This is a genomic window from Streptococcus sp. HMSC076C08 (assembly GCF_001810825.1).
GTDB lineage: Bacteria > Bacillota > Bacilli > Lactobacillales > Streptococcaceae > Streptococcus.
On the sequence record NZ_KV802736.1, the window covers coordinates 1 to 21,247 of the forward strand.

Consider the following 21,247-nt stretch of genomic DNA (forward strand, 5'->3'; position numbering starts at 1 on the left):
TGGTACTTGACAGTAACAGGAGTTCCGTTGACATCCATTCGAGTCAATTCAAGCTCTGATGTTTCACCCTTGAACTGTTTATCAGGAGTGAAGGTCACCTTGCCATCTGCGTCTACTTCGAACTTACCAACATTTGGCACTTCCTTCATAGCTGTACCATTGTCAAATAATGGAGTTGAATCAGCTGGGAATGGAACTGAGTCATGGCCTGGAGTGAAGGTCACTTTACCTTCTTGGACTTGACCTTGAAGTCCTTCTGTCTTATCACCTGAACCAGTTGGGGTTACTTTCGTAAACTCTGGACTGTAGGTCGCAGTGACTGGAGTGCCATTCTTATCAACACGTTTGACTGTGACTGGTTCTGGTGTACCAACGAACTGCTTGTCTGGTGTGAAGGTCACAGTTCCATTTGATGCAATCGTGTAAGTTCCTTCACCTGGAATCACTTTTTCAGTTGATCCATCTTCAAATGTCGCTGCCACAGTTTCATCGATTGGAACCAGTGGGTCGCCACCTTGGAAGCTTGGAGTTCCTGTTTGTGGAACACCCTGAGGACCCGTGCTAGTTGCGTTAGTGCTGGTTGGAACTACTTCTTTCACCACCGCTTGGTACTTGACAGTAACAGGAGTTCCGTTGGCATCCACACGAGTCAATTCAAGTTCTGGTGTTTCCCCCTTGAATTGCTTATCTGGGGTGAAGGTCACCTTGCCATCTGCATCCACTTCGAACTTACCAACATTTGGTACTTCTTTCACAGTTGTACCATTGTCAAATAGTGGTGTCGAATCCGCTGGGAATGGAACTGAGTCATGGCCTGGAGTGAAGGTCACTTTACCTTCTTGGACCTGACCTTGCAGACCTTCTGTCATATCACCTGTACCAGTTGGCGTTACTTTCTCAACAACTGGGGTATAGGTCGTTACAGCCGACTCTCCATTTTTATCCACCACTCCAACTCGAACTGGAGTTGCCGGACCATAGAAGGTTTTCAGTGGAGTAAAGACAATTGTTTTATTTACAAGATCTAAATCGTACGTCCCTTGGTTGGCAATGGTTAGCGAAGTTACCTTTTGTCCATTCTCATCATAAAGAAAGACACTGCTTTGGACTAGGTCAACGGATTTCTTTGCTCCATTAATGGTTGTTGTCCCTTTTGTAAAGTGGACCTCGCTCTCGCTTGCTCTATCCTCATCAAATCGAATCGTTGCTGCTTGCTTCTGCCCTTGAAGGCCTTTAGATTTCGCTGCACTTGCTGAAGGGACAACTGGAAGTGGAACATAATACACCACCCGATACCAGGTAAATTCTTTTTCCAACTCTTCATCTCTAGGATCATCCGCGGTCAATAAATATTCATCGAGAGCTCCTTCTCCCGACATTGTGTTTGCATCAATATCCTCTCTTGGATAATAGCCAGGAATTTCAGGAGAAATCACTTGAGACCAAGTTTGGTCTGCAGACCAGGCTGAGTATGTCACACCAGCTGTCGCATCATTTGGTTGCCGTTTCGCTAAAACCTGGTCAATTCTCTTGGTTCGAGTAAACGAATGAGTCTCAACATGCTTTGGAGCAAGGAGTGATAAATCAGAATGGTTTGTTTTTTTGAGATATTCATAATCAATTTCACGAGTTCCACGAACAGTTTCGGTTAGTTCTGTAATCTTGTGTCTAAACTGAAACTTGAATTGTTTTGGACTAGTCGAGTCACCAAAGGTATGATCTGTAAAATCGTTACTAATCAGTTCATATCCTGCATCTTCCAATTCCTTAATTCGACGAGCAGGATCATAAGAAATTGGTCCATTAGGTTTGCCTACAACTGTGTCTACCTCTCCTAGTTGTACTTCCTTAGACGGATCGTTTATATCCACAAAGGTGAAACTTGCAGATGACAGTTTGGTAGACATTTGGATTGAAACATTATTGGACTCAGTGTACTTGGAACTGCCATTTGCCAGTGCCGAAGAAAGATAAGCCGTAGCACCTGGGGCAGTATCTTGCCCGATAACTGCTCCATCAATAGGAAACTGAATCCTACTTCCAGCAGCAACCGGAGCAGTCGAATGCCAACGAATTGCACGAATCTCTGACCAATCCGACACTTGGTCTGCTGTGAGCCACTGTGAAGCATTAATTTCTGTAGCAGTGCCCGCAGTACGACTATATTGAACTCCCCAGCCTGAAGGTGGTGTTAGAGCTTTTGTCAAATGAACGGTAAACTCCGATCCACGATTTCTTGATTCCAGCTGTTTATCACCTTTCATCGGCAAAGAAGATAAGACATATACATCTGAAACTGACTGTTTAGCTGCGTTTTTATAGGTCACTCTGAAATCAATCTCATCACCAGGATAGTGCTCTTGGGTATTGTAGGCAAAGTGTTGATCTGTAGCTCTCTTCACTTCAGAGTAGACACCACTCGCTTCAGAAGCCTGTACGATCACATCAAAGTCATAAGAAACCGAATTTTTCGAGGTAACTGTAATCCCATCTAGCTCCCCCAAGTCATAACCATTCTGAGCTTGAACGTCAGGAAGTTCCTCGTCCCAAAAAGCAATCGCTTTATAGGTATAGGTCCCATTTGGAATCGTCTTGTTTTCTAATTTCAAAAGAGTTGGGGGCATAGGTGAGTCTGGGGTTCCCTTTACTTGAGCATAGTAGAGAGTTTTTCCAGTATCTTTGTAATTATAATAAACCTTAAAATTAGGGTTTCCACTAAAGTTTAATTGTGGATCAGCCAAATAAGCCAGATGGTAAACTCCCGTCAAGTTTGCGAAGTTCTGAGTAGGGGTGTCTTTACCCGCAGTCCTTGTGATAAAATCTTCCTTAAAACCAGAAGCATCTGTATGTCGATTGAAAACATCCGTTCGAACTCGCCCAATCATTGAAATTTGCTGGATAACACGCGTCAATTCAGCTGAAGCCGTTTGAGAGAAGGAAACCGTGTTACGCGTATTGTTAAAAGTGGAATCCGTTCTAGAATCCAACTTACTAATCGTCGAATCTTTATAGAGACTTTCCCAATTATTAAAACGTGTTTTTGTCTGGAAAAAAAATGCCGAAGTATCATTTGTTGAGGACTTCCTCATCTTGATATTTTTAAACTTGTACTCCAGTTCCTTCACATCTTGCTCTTCCGTCAATCGTAGACTACGGGTGTTACTATTAAAAGTACCTAATAACTCACCTGTAGCTTTATTGTATACTTCTACGGATGCGTCCGGTGAAGAGAAAAATTCATTCCATTGACGCTCCTCAATCACGTTTACTTCTCGATAAGACTCTCGTGAATCCTGTATTTTATGAGTGAAAGTGTAGTCATTGATAGGATAATCTTTTTCAACCTCAGCGACTGATGAAAGTCGAACATTAGAACGGTATTCTGTTTCACCATAAGAACGAATTATCTCCGAGTCAGACTGATTATAGTGTCTAAACTCAAAGAGAGAAGACTCTGACTGGTCTGTTTTTTGAACAAGGAGAGTATAAGGCAGAACGACCGTATTTTGATAGCTAGTCCCATCTGCTTTTGTATAGATACCCGTCACAGTTAGCTTTTGCGCTTTTCTATTAATATCCGCTACTTTGGCATTCTTTAACTTGAAAGAAATTGGAATGAGCTTGTTTTTATTGTTATTAATATCTTGAAGCGGATTATTTGCTCTATTAATCGTCAGATGGTAACCCGTCGCATCGGCAGTCCATCCTAGAGCTTTGGCTTCATCTGTCAACTCATAGCCTTCTTTTAACTCTATATTATAGGTATAGGATGTGACAGGATCAATAATATGGCCACCGACATCACTAATCCCCATACCATTGATCATACGACCATCAAAGACACCATTTCCATAGTTGAAGTAATCATTTCTTGCCGTATTATTCTTAGGATCTTTCGCACCATTAAATAGATAGAAGGACACACGAGACGAATCTTCGTCAACGATACCATCATTGTTTCGATCGTAGCCAATGACCTGATTATTAGACATTGGTGTCAGACCCCCTACACCGTTTTCTAAGACTTTCCACGTGTGTTCAATACTTCCAAGTTCTTTGAGGACATTGCCATTTTTGTCATAGAGCTTAGCAGTCGCTGTCACTTTATGGTCCGGCCCAATGGCTTGGACAGCACCTCCCCAGTTCTGCGTCAAAGGATCCATCTGAAAAGTATAGACGAAGTTATAGTTTGCTCCACCTCTCAGATTTGTAGGTTCTATCTTTAAATCAAGGTCTCCATTCGTTTTTTCTTGGCTGAACTTTACACCACCAACTGGAGAAGGGGTCAATTTAATCGCCTTACCATTTTGGAAATGAATTTTAATATACCCACCAGAATAGTCTGCTTCGTGCCCAGTAATACTAAAAGTCAAGGACTCACGAACACTATCTACCGCATGGATCTCTTTGATTGGCGAATGAGTTTTAAATTCTGCATTGACTTCATCTAGCGATCTCTTGCGTCTTGAAGAAGTTTTTCCACTAGAACCGCTTTCTTCCTTGCTTTTCTGCTCAGTTTGAGTTGATTCTAGAGATTGCTTTTTCTCCTCATCTAAAGAAGGCTGACTCGCTTCCTTGATATTGTCAACTTGAGAAACTGGTTGGCTCTGAGCGACTGGTGCAGATACTTCTGTTTTGGACGGCTCAGCTTTATCCTTCAGGTCCTTAACTGCTTCGTTCTGTGTAGCTTCTTTTTGAGGTTCAGAAATGACTTCCTGTCCATTCTCAGCACTTTTTTCCTTCTGTTGAATTTCCGCCTGCGTTTGTTGTTCCTTATTGTTGACTTGAGCTTCATCCGCTTGCACTGGAGAAGTAGCCATGACCATAAAAGTTCCTAGCAATACCGAACAGGTCCCAACACTTAACTTTCTAATTGAAAAGCGGGAAAAAGATTGATTAAAAATTTTTTTCTTCATCATTTCTCCTTTATATTCATACTTAATCTAACATAACAGCTTTATCATTATAACTTATAGTAAATAGAATTTCCAATAGAATGTTCATTTCTACAGAAATTTCTTTATAACTCCATTTGCATAGAAAAAGGAAGCTGTAAAACCAGCTTCCTTCTGTTGTTTTTACTCAATTTTCACGATTATTCCACACTGAAAAGATATGGATATACGGGTTGTTGACCTTGGTGAATCTCTACTTCAACATCTTCAAATTCTTCTGCGATTTCTTGGGCAATTTCATTGGCAAGTTCTTCGCTTCCGTCTTCACCGACATAGAAAGTCACGATTTCACTATCTTCGTCCAACATATGTTTCAATGTTTCAGTCAAGGTTTGGTGCATGTCAGGGTTTGACACGAGGATTTTCCCATCTACCATACCAAGATTGTCATTTTCATGAATTGCTAATCCATCGATAGTTGTATCACGAACAGCAGTTGTTACACTACCGCTTACGACATCACCAAGGGCCGCAGTCATGCGTTCTTGGTTTTCTTCGATTGATTTGCTTGGGTCAAAGGCAAGAAGACTGGTCAATCCTTGAGGAATTGTACGTGCTTCTACCACAACAGCAGGTTGTTCAAGCACTTCAGCCGCAGACTGAGCTGCCATAAAGATATTTTTGTTGTTTGGCAAAAAGATGATGTTGCGAGCATTGACCTGTTCAACAGCCTTGATAAAGTCTTCTGTTGAAGGGTTCATCGTCTGACCACCTTCGATAACATAATCCACACCTTGAGCACGGAAGATATCTGCTAAACCTTGACCAGCTACTACTGCGATAAGGGCATACTCTTTTGTTTCAGCAGGCTTGTTGCCTTGAGTTGCTTCTTTTTCAACTTGCGCCTCGTGTTGGTTACGCATGTTGTCCACTTTTACCTTAATCAAGCTACCATATTTGAGACCTTCTTGCATGACAAGACCTGGATCTTCTGTATGGACGTGAACTTTGACGATCTCATCATCGTTGACAACAAGCAGTGAGTCGCCTAAGTCATTCAAGTAGTTACGGAATTCATCGTAGTCAAAGTCCTTAGAATAAGTTGGACCTTGTTTGAGGGCTACCATAATCTCTGTACAGTAACCGAAGGTAATATCCTCAGTTGCCACATGACCTGCTACAGACTTGTGGTGCTCTGCATTAATCATTTCACTCATGTTTGCAGGAGTCGCTACAAAGTCTTCAGAAGCACTGTATTCACCAGTAAGAGCTGAAAGGAATCCTTCGTAGATGAAGACCAAACCTTGACCACCTGAGTCTACCACACCAACTTCCTTAAGGACTGGAAGCATTTCTGGTGTCTTAGCCAAAGCTGCTTTTGCGCCTTCCAAGGCTGCACGCATGACCTCAACAGCATCATCTGTCTCCTCGGCTTTTTTCTTAGCCCCAATAGCCGCTCCACGAGAAACAGTCAAAATGGTTCCTTCAACTGGTTTCATAACTGCTTTATAAGCTACTTCGACACCGGATTGGAAGGCAAGAGCCAAGTCTTGACCTGTTAATTCATCTTTTTCCTTGATAGCCTGAGAGAAGCCACGGAAGAGCTGAGAAGTGATAACCCCTGAGTTCCCACGCGCACCCATCAAGAGACCTTTAGCAAGAATGCTCGCTACTTCTCCAACTGTAGAAGCAGGCTTGTCTGCTACTTCTTTGGCACCATTTTCAATGGTCATTCCCATGTTTGTCCCAGTATCTCCATCTGGAACTGGAAAGACGTTCAATGAATTGACATATTCTGCTTGCTTATTCAAACGAGTTGATGCAGCCTGCACCATCTCTTGGAATAAACTGGTAGTAATTTTTGACACGATTATTCTCCTACAACTTTGATATTTTGAATGTAGACATTCACAGTCTGAGCAGTAATTCCTAGTTGATTTTCTAAACTAAAACGAACACGCTCTTGAATGTTTTTTGACACTTCGCTTATCTTTACTCCGTAGCTCAATACGGTATAAACATCAACTGCAATGCTACCATCTTCGGCTGCTTTTATAACAACACCCTTAGAATAATTTTCCTTACCAAGAAGGGCTTGGAAATTGTCTTTGAGGGCATTTTTACTAGCCATACCGACCACACCAAAAATCTCAGTTGCGGCACCACCTACTACGGTTGCAATCACTTCATCTGTCAGTTCGATTTGACCATCTTTTGTATTAATTTTTACAGTCATTTTTTTTACCTCAACTAGTTGATACTTTATTTTATCATATTTCAGCCCAAGTGTAAAAGCAGAATGCTGTATCGGCGGATATTTACTCTATTTTTCAAATGGTTTTATACTTAGAGCAAAAGAAAAAGACCTAACTGGTCTTTTCATTTTTATTAAACGCGTTCAACTTTACCTGATTTCAAAGCACGAGCTGAAGCCCAAACTTTTTTAGGTTTACCATCGATAAGAACAGTAACTTTTTGAAGGTTTGGTTTTACGGCACGTTTTGTTTGGTTCATCGCGTGTGAACGGTTGTTTCCTGATACAGTCTTACGACCTGTAAAGTAACATACTTTAGCCATTGTGTTTTCCTCCTATTAGATCTAATATAGCGGATGTGCTAGCACCACATACCGTACTATGTTATCACACTTTCTTGAATTTATCAAGGGCCTAAACTATTTTTTTATTTAACGTAAACAACTCCAAGTTTACCAAAAGCAACTTCCCCACGGATAATCAGAGTTTTACTAGTTGGCGCTACAGGAGCATCTGCCTTAGCTGCACCAAAGGAGGTTTCTACTTTCAAATCGACACGCCAGTGTTGTGGAACATAGACGGTTGCATTCCCGAAAGCCACTTCAATATTTAAAGTCGCAAAATCACCTAACATCTCTGCATTGTCATAGTAGATTTTAGCATCCCCAAAAGCGACTTCCACTTGGTCATCTACGAGATCTTGATCTTGCTTATAGAAGGTCCCGCTACCAAAAGCGACTTCCTTATCCGTGACGACTGTTTTTTTCCCATCGTACCACCATTTTTTTTCATTCCAGAACTTACTTGAATGCGTCAGATAACCAACTCCGAGTACCACCAAGATGCTAGCCCAGATGAGAGAATGATTGGTAACTGGCAACAAGTCATACGAATAATTTGCAATGATGAGCGCCAGTAAACCTGTAAAAACTGCCGAAGTTAGATGGCGTCTAAGGATGGACTCAATGGACTTATAAGCAAAAAAAACAATTCCTAGCAAAGGCCATATCTTGCCATCCAAAGAAGGAATTCCAAAATTCCCTTGCAGCAAGATCCAAGCTGCTAAAACCAATAAAACAATACCAAATGCTTTCTTTTTCATGTTTTTTACCTCATGTTTCTTAGATTTTCTTTTAGGAGGGATTGGTAATGTCGTGAGACATGAACCTCCTTGTGCGTCTGATAAAAGGAAATGGTACCCGTTCCTGAAAAGGACTTGTCCACTGAGTAAATCTGACGGATGTTTGCGATCGTTGACTTGGAAACTCGACTAAAATAACGAGGCAAGATGGACTCCAACTCATAAAGTTTGAGACGAACTTCATAGGCTTCCTTCTGGTTATGAGCGTAGATCTTGCTCCCTTCTGTTTCAAAGAAGAGAATTTCTGAAAGGTCTAGGTAATATTCACCTGTCCCCTTGTAAAAAGTCAACCTCGGAGCCTTTGACTCTTGCAAGAGCCGCTGCAAATCTGCAATTTCATCTGTCAAAGTGGGTGTCTTGATGACAATTTCAGTTTCTTCTAAATCGCCGTCAATCTCAATTCGTAACTTCATCACATCTCCTTTCTGACTCTACTATATCAAAGCTAAGTTAGGAATACAAGGGCAAAAAAGCAAGTGGTCAATTTGAAGCAGTAAGTGGTTGTAGGACTAGCTTAACTTACATGTCAGAATAGGAAGAAAAGGAATCCCCACACCAGACCACAAGCATAGCCAACCAAGACATCCTTGGGATAATGAACGCCCCCTAAAACCCTCACCAAGCCCAGCAAAGCTGAGAAGAGCAAGCATGCTAAGCCAACAGGTAGACTAGCATGCAGACTGGCCATGGAGATGATGGTTGCCGAAAAAACATGGCGACTGGGCATCGACTGTCCCGAACTATCTTTTTCAAGCAGGGGACGGATATCCCAAGTTTCGTAGGGGCGTGGGTGATTGATTTTCTTACGAAAAAGGGACAAGATCACAAAGCCTGTGGCAGGGACAAGCAAATAGACCACAACTTGCTTCCCAAGTCCTAGCTGCAGGTAAGTGGTGACTAGTAAGGTCAGATAGACCAGGGGCATAGCTACTGTCATCAAGCGATTAAAACTGCGTAACAGAAATAGAAGGGTGGGATGGCTGGTGAGCCTGGAGCTGATATTTCGATACCATTCTTGATAATTTTTCATGTATTCTTCTCATTATCACTTTATTTTTACCTCTAGGTGAGGCACTTGTCTTCTAGTATAGTGCAGAAAAAGAAGGCCGTCAAGCCTTCTGAGGTTTATTCTTCTGCATCATCTTCTGTAAATTGACTATTATAGAGATCCGCGTAGAAGCCAGCTTGGGCCATCAGGTCATTATGATTGCCTTGTTCGATGATATTGCCATCTTTCATGACAAGAATCAAATCTGCATTACGAATAGTTGACAAGCGGTGGGCGATGACAAAGGAGGTTCTACCCTCCATCAAACGGTCCATGGCTTTTTGAATCAACTCCTCTGTACGTGTGTCAACTGAAGATGTCGCTTCATCCAAAATCAAGAGTGGTGCATCCTTCAGCAAAGCACGAGCAATGGTTAAGAGTTGTTTTTGTCCGACAGACAAAGTCACTGTATCGTCCAAGATAGTGTCGTAACCGTCTGGCAAAGTCATGATAAAGTGGTGGATTCCCACAGCCTTGCTGGCTTCCATCATTCGTTCATCACTGATGTCTGTCTGATTATAGATCAGGTTCTCTCGAATCGTTCCTTCAAAGAGCCAAGTATCCTGCAAGACCATTGAAAAGGCATCATGCACTTCCGAACGCTTCATGTCCTTGGTATCCACGCCATCGATACGGATACTTCCCTTATCTATCTCATAGAATTTCATCAAAAGATTGACAATGGTTGTCTTACCAGCCCCAGTCGGCCCAACAATGGCAACCTTTTGACCAGCATGAGCTGTCGCAGAGAAGTCATGGATGATAGTGCGCTCTGGTGTATAGCCAAAGGACACGTGATCAAAAACCACTTCCCCTTTCATGTTGTTCAATTGTCTGTCCTTATGAGATTCATCTTGCATCTCTGCTTCAGCCAAAAATTCTAATACACGAGTCATGGCTGCACTCGCTTGTTGCAGGCTCGTAATCCCTTGGGCAATCTGTGACAGAGGTTGGGAGAAGGTCCGTACGTAAACCATAAAGGCTACAATAATCCCTATCGTGATATGCCCTTCTAACGCCAGCGCGGCCCCAACGATGATGACTAAGACATAACTAAAGTTCCCAACAAAGAACATGGCTGGCATCATGATACCAGAGATAAACTGAGATTTCCAGATACTATCATGCAAGTCTTGGTTTAAATCAGCAAATCTCGCTTTGGAGGTGTCCACTGCGTTGTAGCTCGTTACAACATTGTGTCCCGAATACATTTCTTCTACGTAACCATTGACGGCTGCTAGATTATTTTGTTGGGCTTTAAAATAACCCTGTGACTTGGCCATAATTACGGAAACCGCCGCAAAACCAACAAGGGTTGATATAACGGTTACCAATGCCAAAATCCAGTTCATCCCAAACATGGTCACCAAGACAGCAATCAACAAGAAACTAGCTGAAAGAACTGTCCCTAGACTTTGGTTGAGAGATTGCGCTGCTGTATCCACATCATTGGTCACGCGCGAAAGGGTATCTCCTTGTGAATGACGGTCAAAATAGCCAAGTGGCAAACGATTGATTTTTTCAGCGATTGCTGTCCGCAAGCGTTTTGAAAAATGCTGAATGCTCGTTGAAAAGATATAGGCCTGTGTATAATTAAGGATAGCTCCAAATACATACAGAACAACCAAAAATCCAGCAATGTTTGACACAGCTACCAAGTCGATTTCTGTAGCCAAGCCATCTGAAATCAAGTTAGTAATTTCTTTAATCTTAGTTGGACCATAAACGGTAATGATACTTGAAATGACTGCAGCCACAACTGCTATTAGGAGAGGGAGTTGGAGGCCTGCCATATAAGGTTTGCACTGTTTCCAGACCGAAACTTTTTTATTTTCCATCTTCCAATTCCTCCTTCGATAGTTGTGAGTAGGCAATTTCTTGGTAGACTTCGTTAGTAGCTAGAAGTTCTTTGTGGGTGCCTTGTCCCACGACTTTACCTTGATCCAAAACCAAGATCAGGTCGGCATCCATGATGGTTGAGATGCGTTGAGCAACGATTAACTTAGTCAAGGATTGTGTTTTTTCAGCTAATTCTTGGCGCAAGATCCGGTCTGTCTTGTAGTCCAAGGCTGAGAAAGAGTCATCAAAGATAAGAATCTCTGGCTTACGAGCCAAGGCCCGGGCAATAGCCAAGCGTTGTCTTTGACCTCCTGAGAAGTTGGTCCCACCTTGGGCTACTTCAGAGGACAGACCTGCTTCCTTATCCTCGATAAAGTTCTTAGATTGAGCCAATTCCAAAGCTTGCCACATAGCAGGTTCGCTGAGAGGACTTTCTTTACTCTTACCAAAGTCGAGATTACCCTTAACATCTCCAGAAAAGAGCACAGCTTTTTGTGGGATATAGCCGACCTTATTACGCAAGTCTTCCAAGTTGTAATCTTGCACATCGACACCATCTACTAGGATTTGACCAGATGAGACATCATAAAAACGAGGTATTAGGTTGACTAGAGTAGATTTCCCAGATCCAGTTGATCCGATAAAGGCAACTGTTTGACCTGCTTCGGCTTTAAAAGTAACATGTTCCACAACTGCTTCTGAGTTTTGAGAGTATCGGAAGCTTACATCACGGAATTCCACTTGTCCTTGAACTGAAGAATCTGCAGCCTGTGCTTGACTCGGATTCTTAATAGAAGGATGCAAATCCAAAACTTGGTTGATACGTCCTGCCGAAACCAAGGTACGAGGAAGAACGATAAAGAGTGCTCCCATGAGAAGGAATCCCATCACGACCTGCATAGCATAGGACATGAAGACTACCATATCACTAAAGAGTGGCAGACGTTCTGTCAAACTTGCATCGTTGATGATATAGGCACCAATCCAGTAAATAGCCAGACTCAAACCGCTCGAAATCGCCATCATAATGGGATTCATAATAGCCATCAATCGATTGACAAAGAGATTGAGACGAGTGACTTCATCGTTGGCTGCTTCGAATTTTTCATCTTGGTAATCTTCCGCATTGTATGCGCGAACAACTCGAATCCCAGTCAAACTTTCACGAGTGATGCTATTGAGTTTATCTGTCAATTTTTGGATAACCGATTGTTTTGGAAAGGCCAGAGTCATGAGAACGGTGGTCATCAAGACGTTGACAATAACAGCCACAACGACTGCCCACAGCCAGTATTCCGATTTCCCAAGGATTTTTCCAATGGCCCAGATAGCCATAATTGGCCCACGAGTAACCACTTGCAAGCCCATGGTAAAGAGCATCTGTACCTGGGTAATATCATTGGTCGTCCGAGTCAAGAGACTTGGGATTGAAAAGCGCTTGATCTCTGTCTGCGAAAAATCTAAAACCTGATGAAATACGTCTCTACGTAGATGGGTTGTATAGGATGCTGCAACGCGAGCGGCAAAGAAACCAACCATAACAGATGAAAAGAAAGCCAATAAAGACAAACCAATCATCTTCGCAGCTGGTGACCAGAGTTCACCCAACTGCGTTCCAGACGTTCCCAGTAATTCTGTAATTTGCGAAATATAAGTCGGCACCTCTAACTCGAGATAGACCGAGAAACAAGTGAACAGAATCGTAAGGACGATCATTCCCCACTCTTTTCCTGTAATACGTTTAGCGAGTTTCTTCATTCTCTCCTCCTATCTTCTCAACATTTTCTTGCAACTGACTGAGGACCTTTTCAAAGATTGCTAAGTCTGACTTTGAAACCCCCTCTAGCAGACTCTGATCAATCCGATCAAAAAAAGCTTTAACTTTTTGCATCTGCGAACGCGATTTCTCCGTCAGGCGAACAAATTTTGCCCGCTTATCACTCGGGCTGGCCTCTAGCTCAACCAAACCATTTTGCACCATGCGCTTGACTAAATTACTCGCCACAGATTTGGTAATATTGAGTTCCTGCTCGATATCCTTAATTAAGACCAGATTTTCAGACTGTTCTTGGCAATCTAAAAAACGCAGAACCTGCCCTTGCGGTCCACCCATAAATTCAATGCCACAACGCTTGGCTTCTTTCTGTACCATCAGATGAACCTGGTGTCCAAAACGTTTGAATATTAACATTGGCTTGTCCATGATTGCTCCTTTCTCACGATAAATATAGTTCTCACAAGAACTATTTAAGTTTCCATGAGAACTATTTTATCATTTTCAGAAAAGATGTCAAGAAAAAAGTTTCTATGAGAACTATCTTGGTTTAAATTGACATTAGGCAATATTTTTTCTATAATAAGCACTAACTACTGTGGATAGAAATCCATTCACTCGATGAAGGGAGAAAACTTTCAAATGAAACCAGAAGAACAAAGAGTTTTAGGAATCTTAGCAACCATTTTTGGAGCTATCGCACTTTTAGGGTCCTGGATTCCATTTATTAACTATCTATCGTTTTTCATCGCCATCGTAGCATTTATCTTGGGGATTATCGGCCTTATCGTCAACCTCAAAAAGCGGAAAACAATGGCTATTATTGGAACATCCCTGGCAGTTGCCTCTGTTGTACTTTTCTTTACGACCCAGGTACTGTACGCTAATGTCTACAAAGAGTTTGTCAGGGAGTTTAACCGTTCCTACAGCGAGGCGAGTGCCTCAATGGAACGCGAAGAAGAAAGCGACTTGACAGATGATAGCGCCTATTCCATCCCTGAGGAGGAAGAAGACGACACCTTCACCTGGACCCAAGAACAGTTCGACGCCTTAATCGAAGGTGACCTTGACAACAAAGGAAAAGGTGGTACCAACTACAAGGATATTATCAAAAAACACGGACTACCAGACTCCGAGTTTGACTCCACTATCGGAGGTTATAATACGAGAAAAATCACCTATATCTCCATTGGAGACAAGATCAAGACCGTTACCCTAACTTTTGCAAAAGATGACAATGGGCAGCTCTTGCTCGTCCAAAAACATGCAGTTGGTCTAGGTCAAGGAAAAAGCAAGCAACAAAACGATTCTGAAAGCAGAGTCTAAGTTCAAATATCAAAAAAACGAACAGCTAGTAAAACTGTTCGTTTTTCTATTAGAATCCATCTACGTTTGTGTAGATCTTTTGTACGTCTTCGTCGTCCTCAAGAACGCTGTAAAGTTTTTCAAAGGTTTCAAGGTCTTCGCCTGACAATTCCACTTCAGACTGAGGAATCATTTCCAATTCAGTCACTTGGAATTCTTCGATACCAGACTCACGAAGGGCAACGATAGCCTTGTGAAGGTCTGTTGGAGCTGTGTAAACCGTGATTGTTCCTTCTTCTGCTTCTACATCGTCCACATCCACATCTGCTTCTAGCAATTGCTCAAAGACTGCATCAGCGTCCTCACCCGCAAATACGATCACACCCTTGTTATCAAAGAGGTATGAAACTGAACCTGAAGCACCCATGTTTCCGCCGTTTTTACCAAAAGCTGCACGGACATTGGCTGCGGTACGGTTAACGTTTGAAGTCAAGGTATCCACAATCAACATAGAACCATTTGGTCCAAAACCTTCGTAACGTCCTTCTGTAAAGGTTTCGTCTGTGTTTCCTTTTGCTTTATCAATCGCTTTATCGATAACGTGTTTTGGCACTTGGGCTTGTTTCGCACGGTCGATAACGAATTTCAAAGCAGTGTTTGATTCTGGGTCTGGATCACCTTTTTTAGCTGCTACATAGATTTCTACACCAAATTTTGCATATACTTTAGAGTTAGCTCCATCTTTAGCCGTTTTCTTGGCTACGATATTGGCCCATTTACGTCCCATTAGGAATCTCCTTTTTTCACATTTTAATCTTTCTTATTATAACACAAGTTTTTTCGATTTTCACTAGAGGAAATGGATTTTATTCAGCAAATCCAGCTAGGATTGTCCTTTGGCTGCCAAGATTGCCTTGCCTTCTTTTATCAGGGGATGGCGAAAAAGTGAAAAGTACAGTTGGGTAGTCATGGCAACCCAGATAAGGGGTTCGCAAAGGATAACTCCCCTATAGCCTGCCCAAGGGATAATCAAAACCACAAAAACGATTTTCCCGATTAGTTCTATAAAGCTGGAAACTAGAGGAAGGACTTTCTGCCCCAAGCCCTGCAAGCAATTCCGATAAATCAGCAAGAGGCTCAAAATCGGATAAAAGACTGAACTGATTTGCAGGTAGAGGCTACCATTGTCTATCAAGTAACTATCCGTCGAACTGGCCAAGAAAGAAACCAAGGTAGGACTGGCAAAAAAGAGGAGAATACAAACAAAACCTGCCCAGGACATGCTCAAACGACTCCCAATACCAAGACCTTGAACTATGCGGTCTGGTCGCTTAGCCCCGAGATTTTGAGAGGCAAAGGTCGTCATAGCAGAAGAAATTGCCGTCATCGGAAGCAGAGCGAAGGCCATAATGCGTCGAGCTGCCGTCTGGGCACTGATAATCACAGCTCCAAAGGTATTGACAGAAGACTGTAAAATCACACTACCAATGGACACAATCGAACTCATCAGACCCATAGCCAAACCTTGCTCCAAGAGATCCGCATACAAGGCCTTGTTCCATTTAAAATGCTTGAGTTGAGGAAGCAGTTCTGGAACACTCTTGCGGATATAATAAAAGCAGAGAACCGCTGATAAGCCTTGCGAGATAATGGTAGAAAGGCCTGCAGATTGAACTCCCAGATGCAGTTGCGTAATAAAATACAAATCCAGAACCACATTAACCAAAGCAGAAAAAATCAGGAAGCCAAGAGCTGCTAGACTGTCTCCAATGGACCGCAACAAACCCGCAAAGAGATTATAAGCGAAACTGACGCCTACACAAGTCACAATCATAGAAATATATTGATAGGATTGAGGGAGGATTTCTGCAGGGGTATCTAAATATTGCAAGAGTGGATACAGACCGACAAATCCCATCAGCATGACCAAAATACTGAGAAGCCCTCCTAAAATCCAAGTTGCTGCTACTGCTTCTTTAATTTTAGTGAAATTACGAGCCCCATAATAGCGAGCAATGACAATCCCCATCCCATTGCCAACACCAAGCGTAAAGCCTATAATCAAGTCAAAAATGGCAGTTGTCGCCCCTACTGCTGCCAAGGAATCTTGACCAAGAAAACGCCCAACAATCAAGACGTCAGCTGTATTATAAAGCTGTTGGAAAATATTTGACAGCAAGATTGGAAAGGCAAAGCTTAACAGCGCAGGAAGAATGGGACCATGTATCAAGTCCACAGATCGTTTCTTATTCATAAAGCTATTATATCAGCTTTCTAAAGGAGCGACAAGGCTCTGTCACTAAGTTTGCAATCAATTGCTTACAGAGAGACAATTTGCTATAATCAAGAAAAGGAGGTCATTTATGAGTTTGACCAGTCAATTAATTACCGATGTATTTCCCGATCTGGATAAGGTTGAAAAGCTAAACAAGGAAGCCTTCCCTGAAGAAGAACGAGTCCCTCTGTCTGAGTTCTTGCGCTATCAGGACCGAGATGATGCCCACTTCTTTGCCTTTTATAACCAGGAAGAGTTTGTCGGCTTTGCTTTCTCTATTTCCAACCCAAAAGCTTTCTATATCAGTTTTTTTGCCATCATGCCCCACCTGAGAAGCCACGGGTACGGAAAGGAAATTATCGAAAAGCTAACCGATTTTTACCAGCGAACCATGTTGCTGGAAGTCGAGCGATTAGATGAGGAATGCGATAACTTGGAGCAAAGGAAGGCCCGCATGGACTTCTATCGCCAAAATGGCTTTAAATCAGCCAACGCTTTTCTAGAGTACGATGGTTTGAGTTTTGAAATTCTTTACCGTGGCGACCATTTTGACGAAGAGGCCTATCGCGACATCTTCCAAAAGTTACAGAATGAACATTATTTTGACTTTCATATAGAGTATCGTCGTTTTAGTGACCATTAAACAAGACTTATCCATCTGGTGAAGAACCTCTCTTTTTCGATAGAAGCTACATATAAAAATGCATGTAATTTACGATTACATGCATTTTTTATTTTCAACTGATCAGAATAAACTTTTATTCTCTCTATGGCTTAAGCTTCTGCATTGCCTTCTGGAAGAAGGAAGTAGAGAACAGCATAAGCTAAGATTCCAGAACCACCAAGTAGGGTGAAGATGATCCAAAGTGCACGAACAAGTGTGTGGTCCATGTTAAAGTAGTCAGCGATACCAGCACAAACACCAGCAATCTTTTTGTCTTGTACGTTACGAACAAGGCGTTTTTCCATTATAGTAGTCTCCTTTTTATAGAATGGTTTAATTTTATCATCAAATTAAAAAAATTGCAACAGTTTTTTTAATTTTTTTGATTAAATACTCTTTTATTACCCTTTTAAAGCTTATGAACACTTAATAATTAAACATAAAAAGCAGAGAAAGACTTCTCCGCTTTTATTTTTAATCTTCAATTTCGATTTCAAGTCCGTCGCCTAGGTCAAGTGTTACTTCTTGGTTAGGTGCTAAATCTTCTGCGACAGAGGTAGTAGTTGTCCCTTCTTCATCTTCAATCAAACCATATTGAACACGGACTTGGTGGTCAATGGCATCAAAAATCTCTGGGTGATCCGCCAAGTATTTCTTAGCATTTTCAGATCCTTGTCCGATTTTTTCACCCTTGTAAGAGTACCATGCTCCCGCTTTTTGGATGATATCGAGATCACTTGCGATCTTCAAGAGCTCACCAGTCTTAGAGATTCCTTCTCCGTACATGATTTCAACAAAGGCTTCCTTAAATGGTGGAGCCACCTTGTTTTTCACGACTTTGATCTTGGTTTCCTTACCGACATTGGTATCTTTTTGGTCACCAGTTCCCTTGATTTGTGTGCTTCCACGAACATCCAAACGGACTGAAGCGTAGAATTTCAGAGCACGTCCACCAGGAGTTGTTTCTGGATTTCCAAACATGACCCCAACTTTTTCACGCAATTGGTTGATAAAGATGGCAATTGTTTTGGTTTTATTGATAGAAGCACCAAGTTTACGCATGGCCTGGCTCATCATACGAGCTTGCAAACCAACGTGGCTGTCTCCAATGTCCCCATCGATTTCTGCACGAGGTACAAGGGCCGCAACTGAGTCAATAACAACAAGGTCAACTGCACCTGAGTCAATCAATTTTCCTGCAATTTCAAGACCTTGCTCTCCTGAGTCTGGTTGTGACAAGAGCAATTCGTCAATGTTCACACCAAGGGCTGCTGCATAGGCTGGATCAAGGGCATGCTCCGCATCGATAAAGGCAGCGATACCACCTTCTTTCTGTGCTTGCGCAACAGCGTGAAGGGCAACCGTTGTCTTACCAGATGACTCCGGACCGTAGATTTCGATGATACGCCCCTTTGGATAACCACCTGAACCGAGTGCAATATCAAGCGCCAAAGAGCCTGAACTCATCACTTGCACTTTTTGCTCTGCACGCTCACCCAAGCGCATGATTGAGCCTTTACCAAAGTCTTTCTCAATCAATTTAAGAGCATCGTTCAAGGCTTTTTCGCGGTCAGCTCCAAATTTTTTCCCAATTTCATCTAATTTTTTTGTTGGTTTTTTCGCCATTTTTTTCTCCTATATTCTACTGGTCCTTAGACCTATCTTTCATTATACCAAAATTTAGTCACTTAATAAAGCCTTGCGAACTAGGTTAAAGGCATGCATGACCGCAATATGTCGAACATCTGCTCGACTCCGTCCGGCAATATTAGCCTTGATCACCTCTGTCCCTTTTGCATGTGCCAGTCCAATAAAAACTGTGCCAGCTGGATGCCCCTCTAAGCTATCTGGTCCTGCAACCCCCGTTAAACTAACTCCATAATCTGACTGAATCTTAATTCGTGCTTGCTCTGCCATTTTTCGAGCCGTAAACTCAGAAACGACACCGTGTTCTTTTAGCTCTTGCTCGGAAATATCCAACATCTTGGACTTTTCTTCTAGGCTGTAAGTGACAAAACCGCCATTAAAGATAGCTGAAACGCCCGAAAAGTCTGCTAAAGTAGCCTGAAAAAGACCTGCCGTCAAGCTTTCTGCCGCAGTAATGCTTTTCTGTCTCTTCTTTAGCTCTTCTACAACGACACTTGCGAGACTGGTTTCTTCCCCATATCCATAACAGATGTCTCGCAGAGAAATTCCCTCGAAAGTTCGGCGACTCAAGATTTGATTTTCTAAGATATCCAGTGCTTGATCAGCCTTTTCTTGACTAACTGCTTTTGTAGACAAGCGCAAAGTCACTTCTCCCGTCTTGGCATAAGGCGCCAAAGTCGGATCGGTTTGATGGTCAATTAAATCCGCCAAAATGGTCACCAACTGACTCTCACCAATTCCAAAGAAACGGAGCACTCGTGAGTATAACTTGGTACCAGTCATTAACTTGGGTAAGAGTTGATTTAAGACCATAGGCTTCAACTCACTAGGCGGTCCTGGAAGGACCACGTAGGTTACGCCATCCACTTCCGACACCCCTCCTACTGCTAAACCTGTCTCATTTGGCAGTGGAGTTGCCCCTTCTACAATTTGGGCTTGGCGCTCATTATTCGGTGTCCGAGCATAGTCAGGTCTATGGGCAAAAAAGATATCCAATTTCTCTTGAGCTTGAGGGTCAAACACTAGATCTTTTCCTAAAAATTTTGCCAGAGTTTGTTTGGTCAAATCATCCTCAGTTGGTCCCAAACCACCTGTCAAAATCACAAGATTGCTACGTTGACTCGCAATCTCAAGCAAGGACAAAAGACGAGCTTCATTATCTCCAACAGCTGTTTGGAAGTAGACGTCTACCCCGATTTCGGCTAGTTTCTCTGATAAAAACTGAGCATTGGTATTGATAATCTGCCCTGTTAAAATTTCTGTTCCTACAGCAATAATTTCTGCTTTCATGTTTCCTCCTACTTATCTATTCGAATTTTTTTGAAAAAATCGCAGGAAATTTCCCACGATTTGATTCTTTTCTTATTCTGCTTCTTCGTTTGAAACGTTAGTACTGGTTGAAGGTGCTGTCCGACCAAAGGCTGTTTCGTACAGTACCGCATTGGTTTCCAATTCTGTCACCGGCTCTTTACCTAGTGAACGACGCAAGAGATTTTGCATTTCGAGCATATGTTCTGAAGTGACGATTTGATAAGAAATCCCCTGCAACTCAGCATCTTCTCCACGTAATTGATGGGTTTCAATATTCTTGAAAGAATCTTGATAACCGAGCAATTGTGGAATACTCTTTGCTGAAAGATCTACGTTGGTCTGCATATTGTTGCTCAATGCTTTGAGGATGCCTTGATAGTGGCTCACACTGTTTAGGCTCAAAACTTTCTCAACGATTTTTTGAATGACTTCCCGTTGACGTTTTTGACGACCATAGTCTCCTTCAGGGTCTTGGTAACGCATCCGTGAATACACCAGGGCTTCCTCACCATTCAAGGTTTGTTCTCCAACACCGATGGAAATCTTATTAAACTCTTCTTGGTCAGCAATCGAAATTGGGAAACCAAGTGTATTGTTGACAGTGATCCCACCAACTGCATCCACCAATTGTTGAAGTCCCTGCATGTTAACCATCACATAGCGGTCAATGTGGATATTCATCATCTTTTGAATAGTAGAAATTGCAAGTTCCGCACCACCATTAGCATAGGCCGCATTGAGTTTAGCTTCCTGAACTTGACCGTTTCCAGTCTCAATCTTGGTCAAAATATCCCGTTCCAAACTCATCATAGTGGTTTTCTTTGTTTTGGGATTAACCGTCAGGAGAATCATGGAATCACTATTTCCCGCCCACGGGTCTGTACGTTCCACATTTCCCGTATCTACCCCCATCAAGAGGATAGTCAGAGGCTCCGTCGCTTCGATAACGTTGGTTTCTTCCCCGATTTTTTTGTAAGTCTTTTTACTTAGGGTTTCTGTTCCCTGTTGGTAGATGGTATAGCCATAAACCGCTACACCTAAAACTGTTACTGCTAGGAAACCTAGCACCATTCCAATTAATTTTTTAATCATCT

The 21,247-nt window shown here is 42.3% G+C and carries 18 protein-coding genes; 2 read left to right on the forward strand and 16 right to left on the reverse strand.

From position 1 onward, the window contains the following. The 10 genes from HMPREF2766_RS08280 to HMPREF2766_RS08325 all read right to left on the reverse strand — a co-directional run. On the reverse strand, window positions 1–4,919 hold a 4,919-nt coding region (locus tag HMPREF2766_RS08280; RefSeq protein WP_070569613.1), incomplete at its 3' end, for a YSIRK-type signal peptide-containing protein. Between the two features lie 176 nt (window positions 4,920–5,095). Then, on the reverse strand, window positions 5,096–6,763 hold the full coding sequence (locus HMPREF2766_RS08285) for a DAK2 domain-containing protein (RefSeq protein ID WP_070569243.1): 1,668 nt from the start codon (window positions 6,761–6,763) through the stop codon (window positions 5,096–5,098). A gap of 2 nt (window positions 6,764–6,765) precedes the next feature. Then, entirely contained in the window at window positions 6,766–7,131 is a 366-nt protein-coding gene (locus HMPREF2766_RS08290) for an Asp23/Gls24 family envelope stress response protein (protein ID WP_000216434.1), read from the reverse strand. Between the two features lie 152 nt (window positions 7,132–7,283). Next, complete coding sequence (rpmB, locus tag HMPREF2766_RS08295; RefSeq protein WP_001140948.1) at window positions 7,284–7,472, reverse strand: 50S ribosomal protein L28; 189 nt, start codon at window positions 7,470–7,472, stop codon at window positions 7,284–7,286. A 104-nt stretch (window positions 7,473–7,576) separates the two neighbouring features. Then, complete coding sequence (locus tag HMPREF2766_RS08300) at window positions 7,577–8,251, reverse strand: LiaF transmembrane domain-containing protein (RefSeq protein WP_070569247.1); 675 nt, start codon at window positions 8,249–8,251, stop codon at window positions 7,577–7,579. Window positions 8,252–8,256: 5 nt separating this feature from the next. Next, complete coding sequence (locus HMPREF2766_RS08305) at window positions 8,257–8,703, reverse strand: LytTR family DNA-binding domain-containing protein (RefSeq protein ID WP_042902924.1); 447 nt, start codon at window positions 8,701–8,703, stop codon at window positions 8,257–8,259. Window positions 8,704–8,816: 113 nt separating this feature from the next. Continuing rightward, on the reverse strand, window positions 8,817–9,320 hold the full coding sequence (locus HMPREF2766_RS08310; RefSeq protein ID WP_070569250.1) for a phosphatase PAP2 family protein: 504 nt from the start codon (window positions 9,318–9,320) through the stop codon (window positions 8,817–8,819). Window positions 9,321–9,415: 95 nt separating this feature from the next. Continuing rightward, window positions 9,416–11,176 carry an ABC transporter ATP-binding protein gene (locus HMPREF2766_RS08315; RefSeq protein WP_070569255.1) on the reverse strand — a complete coding sequence of 587 codons (1,761 nt, stop codon included), beginning with the start codon at window positions 11,174–11,176 and terminating at the stop codon, window positions 9,416–9,418. Then, window positions 11,166–12,935 carry an ABC transporter ATP-binding protein gene (locus tag HMPREF2766_RS08320; protein ID WP_049520831.1) on the reverse strand — a complete coding sequence of 590 codons (1,770 nt, stop codon included), beginning with the start codon at window positions 12,933–12,935 and terminating at the stop codon, window positions 11,166–11,168. The genes HMPREF2766_RS08315 and HMPREF2766_RS08320 overlap by 11 nt, the downstream gene beginning before the upstream one ends. Beyond that, window positions 12,919–13,380, reverse strand: a complete 462-nt coding sequence (locus HMPREF2766_RS08325) for a MarR family winged helix-turn-helix transcriptional regulator (protein WP_042902930.1) — start codon at window positions 13,378–13,380, stop codon at window positions 12,919–12,921. Before HMPREF2766_RS08325 ends, HMPREF2766_RS08320 begins: the two co-directional genes overlap by 17 nt. Before the next feature lie 192 nt (window positions 13,381–13,572). On the opposite strand from HMPREF2766_RS08325, the gene HMPREF2766_RS08330 reads away from it, so the two are divergent. After that, a complete protein-coding gene (locus HMPREF2766_RS08330) occupies window positions 13,573–14,277 on the forward strand; it encodes a CD20-like domain-containing protein (protein WP_042902931.1) in 705 nt (234 codons plus the stop codon). 49 nt (window positions 14,278–14,326) lie between these two features. Here HMPREF2766_RS08330 and HMPREF2766_RS08335 read toward each other — a convergent pair whose 3' ends face one another. Both HMPREF2766_RS08335 and HMPREF2766_RS08340 read right to left on the reverse strand, forming a co-directional pair. Further along, window positions 14,327–15,043, reverse strand: coding sequence for a YebC/PmpR family DNA-binding transcriptional regulator (locus HMPREF2766_RS08335; protein WP_000532894.1), 717 nt, complete (start codon window positions 15,041–15,043; stop codon window positions 14,327–14,329). A gap of 96 nt (window positions 15,044–15,139) precedes the next feature. Further along, window positions 15,140–16,510, reverse strand: coding sequence for an MATE family efflux transporter (locus HMPREF2766_RS08340; protein WP_070569258.1), 1,371 nt, complete (start codon window positions 16,508–16,510; stop codon window positions 15,140–15,142). 109 nt (window positions 16,511–16,619) lie between these two features. Between HMPREF2766_RS08340 and HMPREF2766_RS08345 the strand changes: the two genes are divergently transcribed. Beyond that, on the forward strand, window positions 16,620–17,174 hold the full coding sequence (locus HMPREF2766_RS08345) for a GNAT family N-acetyltransferase (RefSeq protein WP_000060281.1): 555 nt from the start codon (window positions 16,620–16,622) through the stop codon (window positions 17,172–17,174). Window positions 17,175–17,305: 131 nt separating this feature from the next. Here the strand turns inward: HMPREF2766_RS08345 and HMPREF2766_RS08350 are convergent, their stop codons facing one another. From HMPREF2766_RS08350 to brpA, 4 genes are all read right to left on the reverse strand, one after another. Beyond that, window positions 17,306–17,500, reverse strand: a complete 195-nt coding sequence (locus HMPREF2766_RS08350) for a PspC domain-containing protein (protein ID WP_049520829.1) — start codon at window positions 17,498–17,500, stop codon at window positions 17,306–17,308. 169 nt (window positions 17,501–17,669) lie between these two features. Continuing rightward, window positions 17,670–18,821: a recombinase RecA gene (recA, locus tag HMPREF2766_RS08355; RefSeq protein WP_070569261.1), complete on the reverse strand. Its 1,152-nt coding sequence runs from the start codon at window positions 18,819–18,821 to the stop codon at window positions 17,670–17,672. 54 nt (window positions 18,822–18,875) lie between these two features. Beyond that, window positions 18,876–20,132 (reverse strand): competence/damage-inducible protein A, encoded by a 1,257-nt coding sequence (locus HMPREF2766_RS08360; protein WP_070569264.1) that lies wholly within the window; start codon window positions 20,130–20,132, stop codon window positions 18,876–18,878. A gap of 72 nt (window positions 20,133–20,204) precedes the next feature. Then, window positions 20,205–21,245 carry a glycopolymer--peptidoglycan transferase LytR gene (brpA, locus tag HMPREF2766_RS08365; protein ID WP_070569267.1) on the reverse strand — a complete coding sequence of 347 codons (1,041 nt, stop codon included), beginning with the start codon at window positions 21,243–21,245 and terminating at the stop codon, window positions 20,205–20,207. Between the last annotated feature and the right edge of the window lie 2 nt (window positions 21,246–21,247).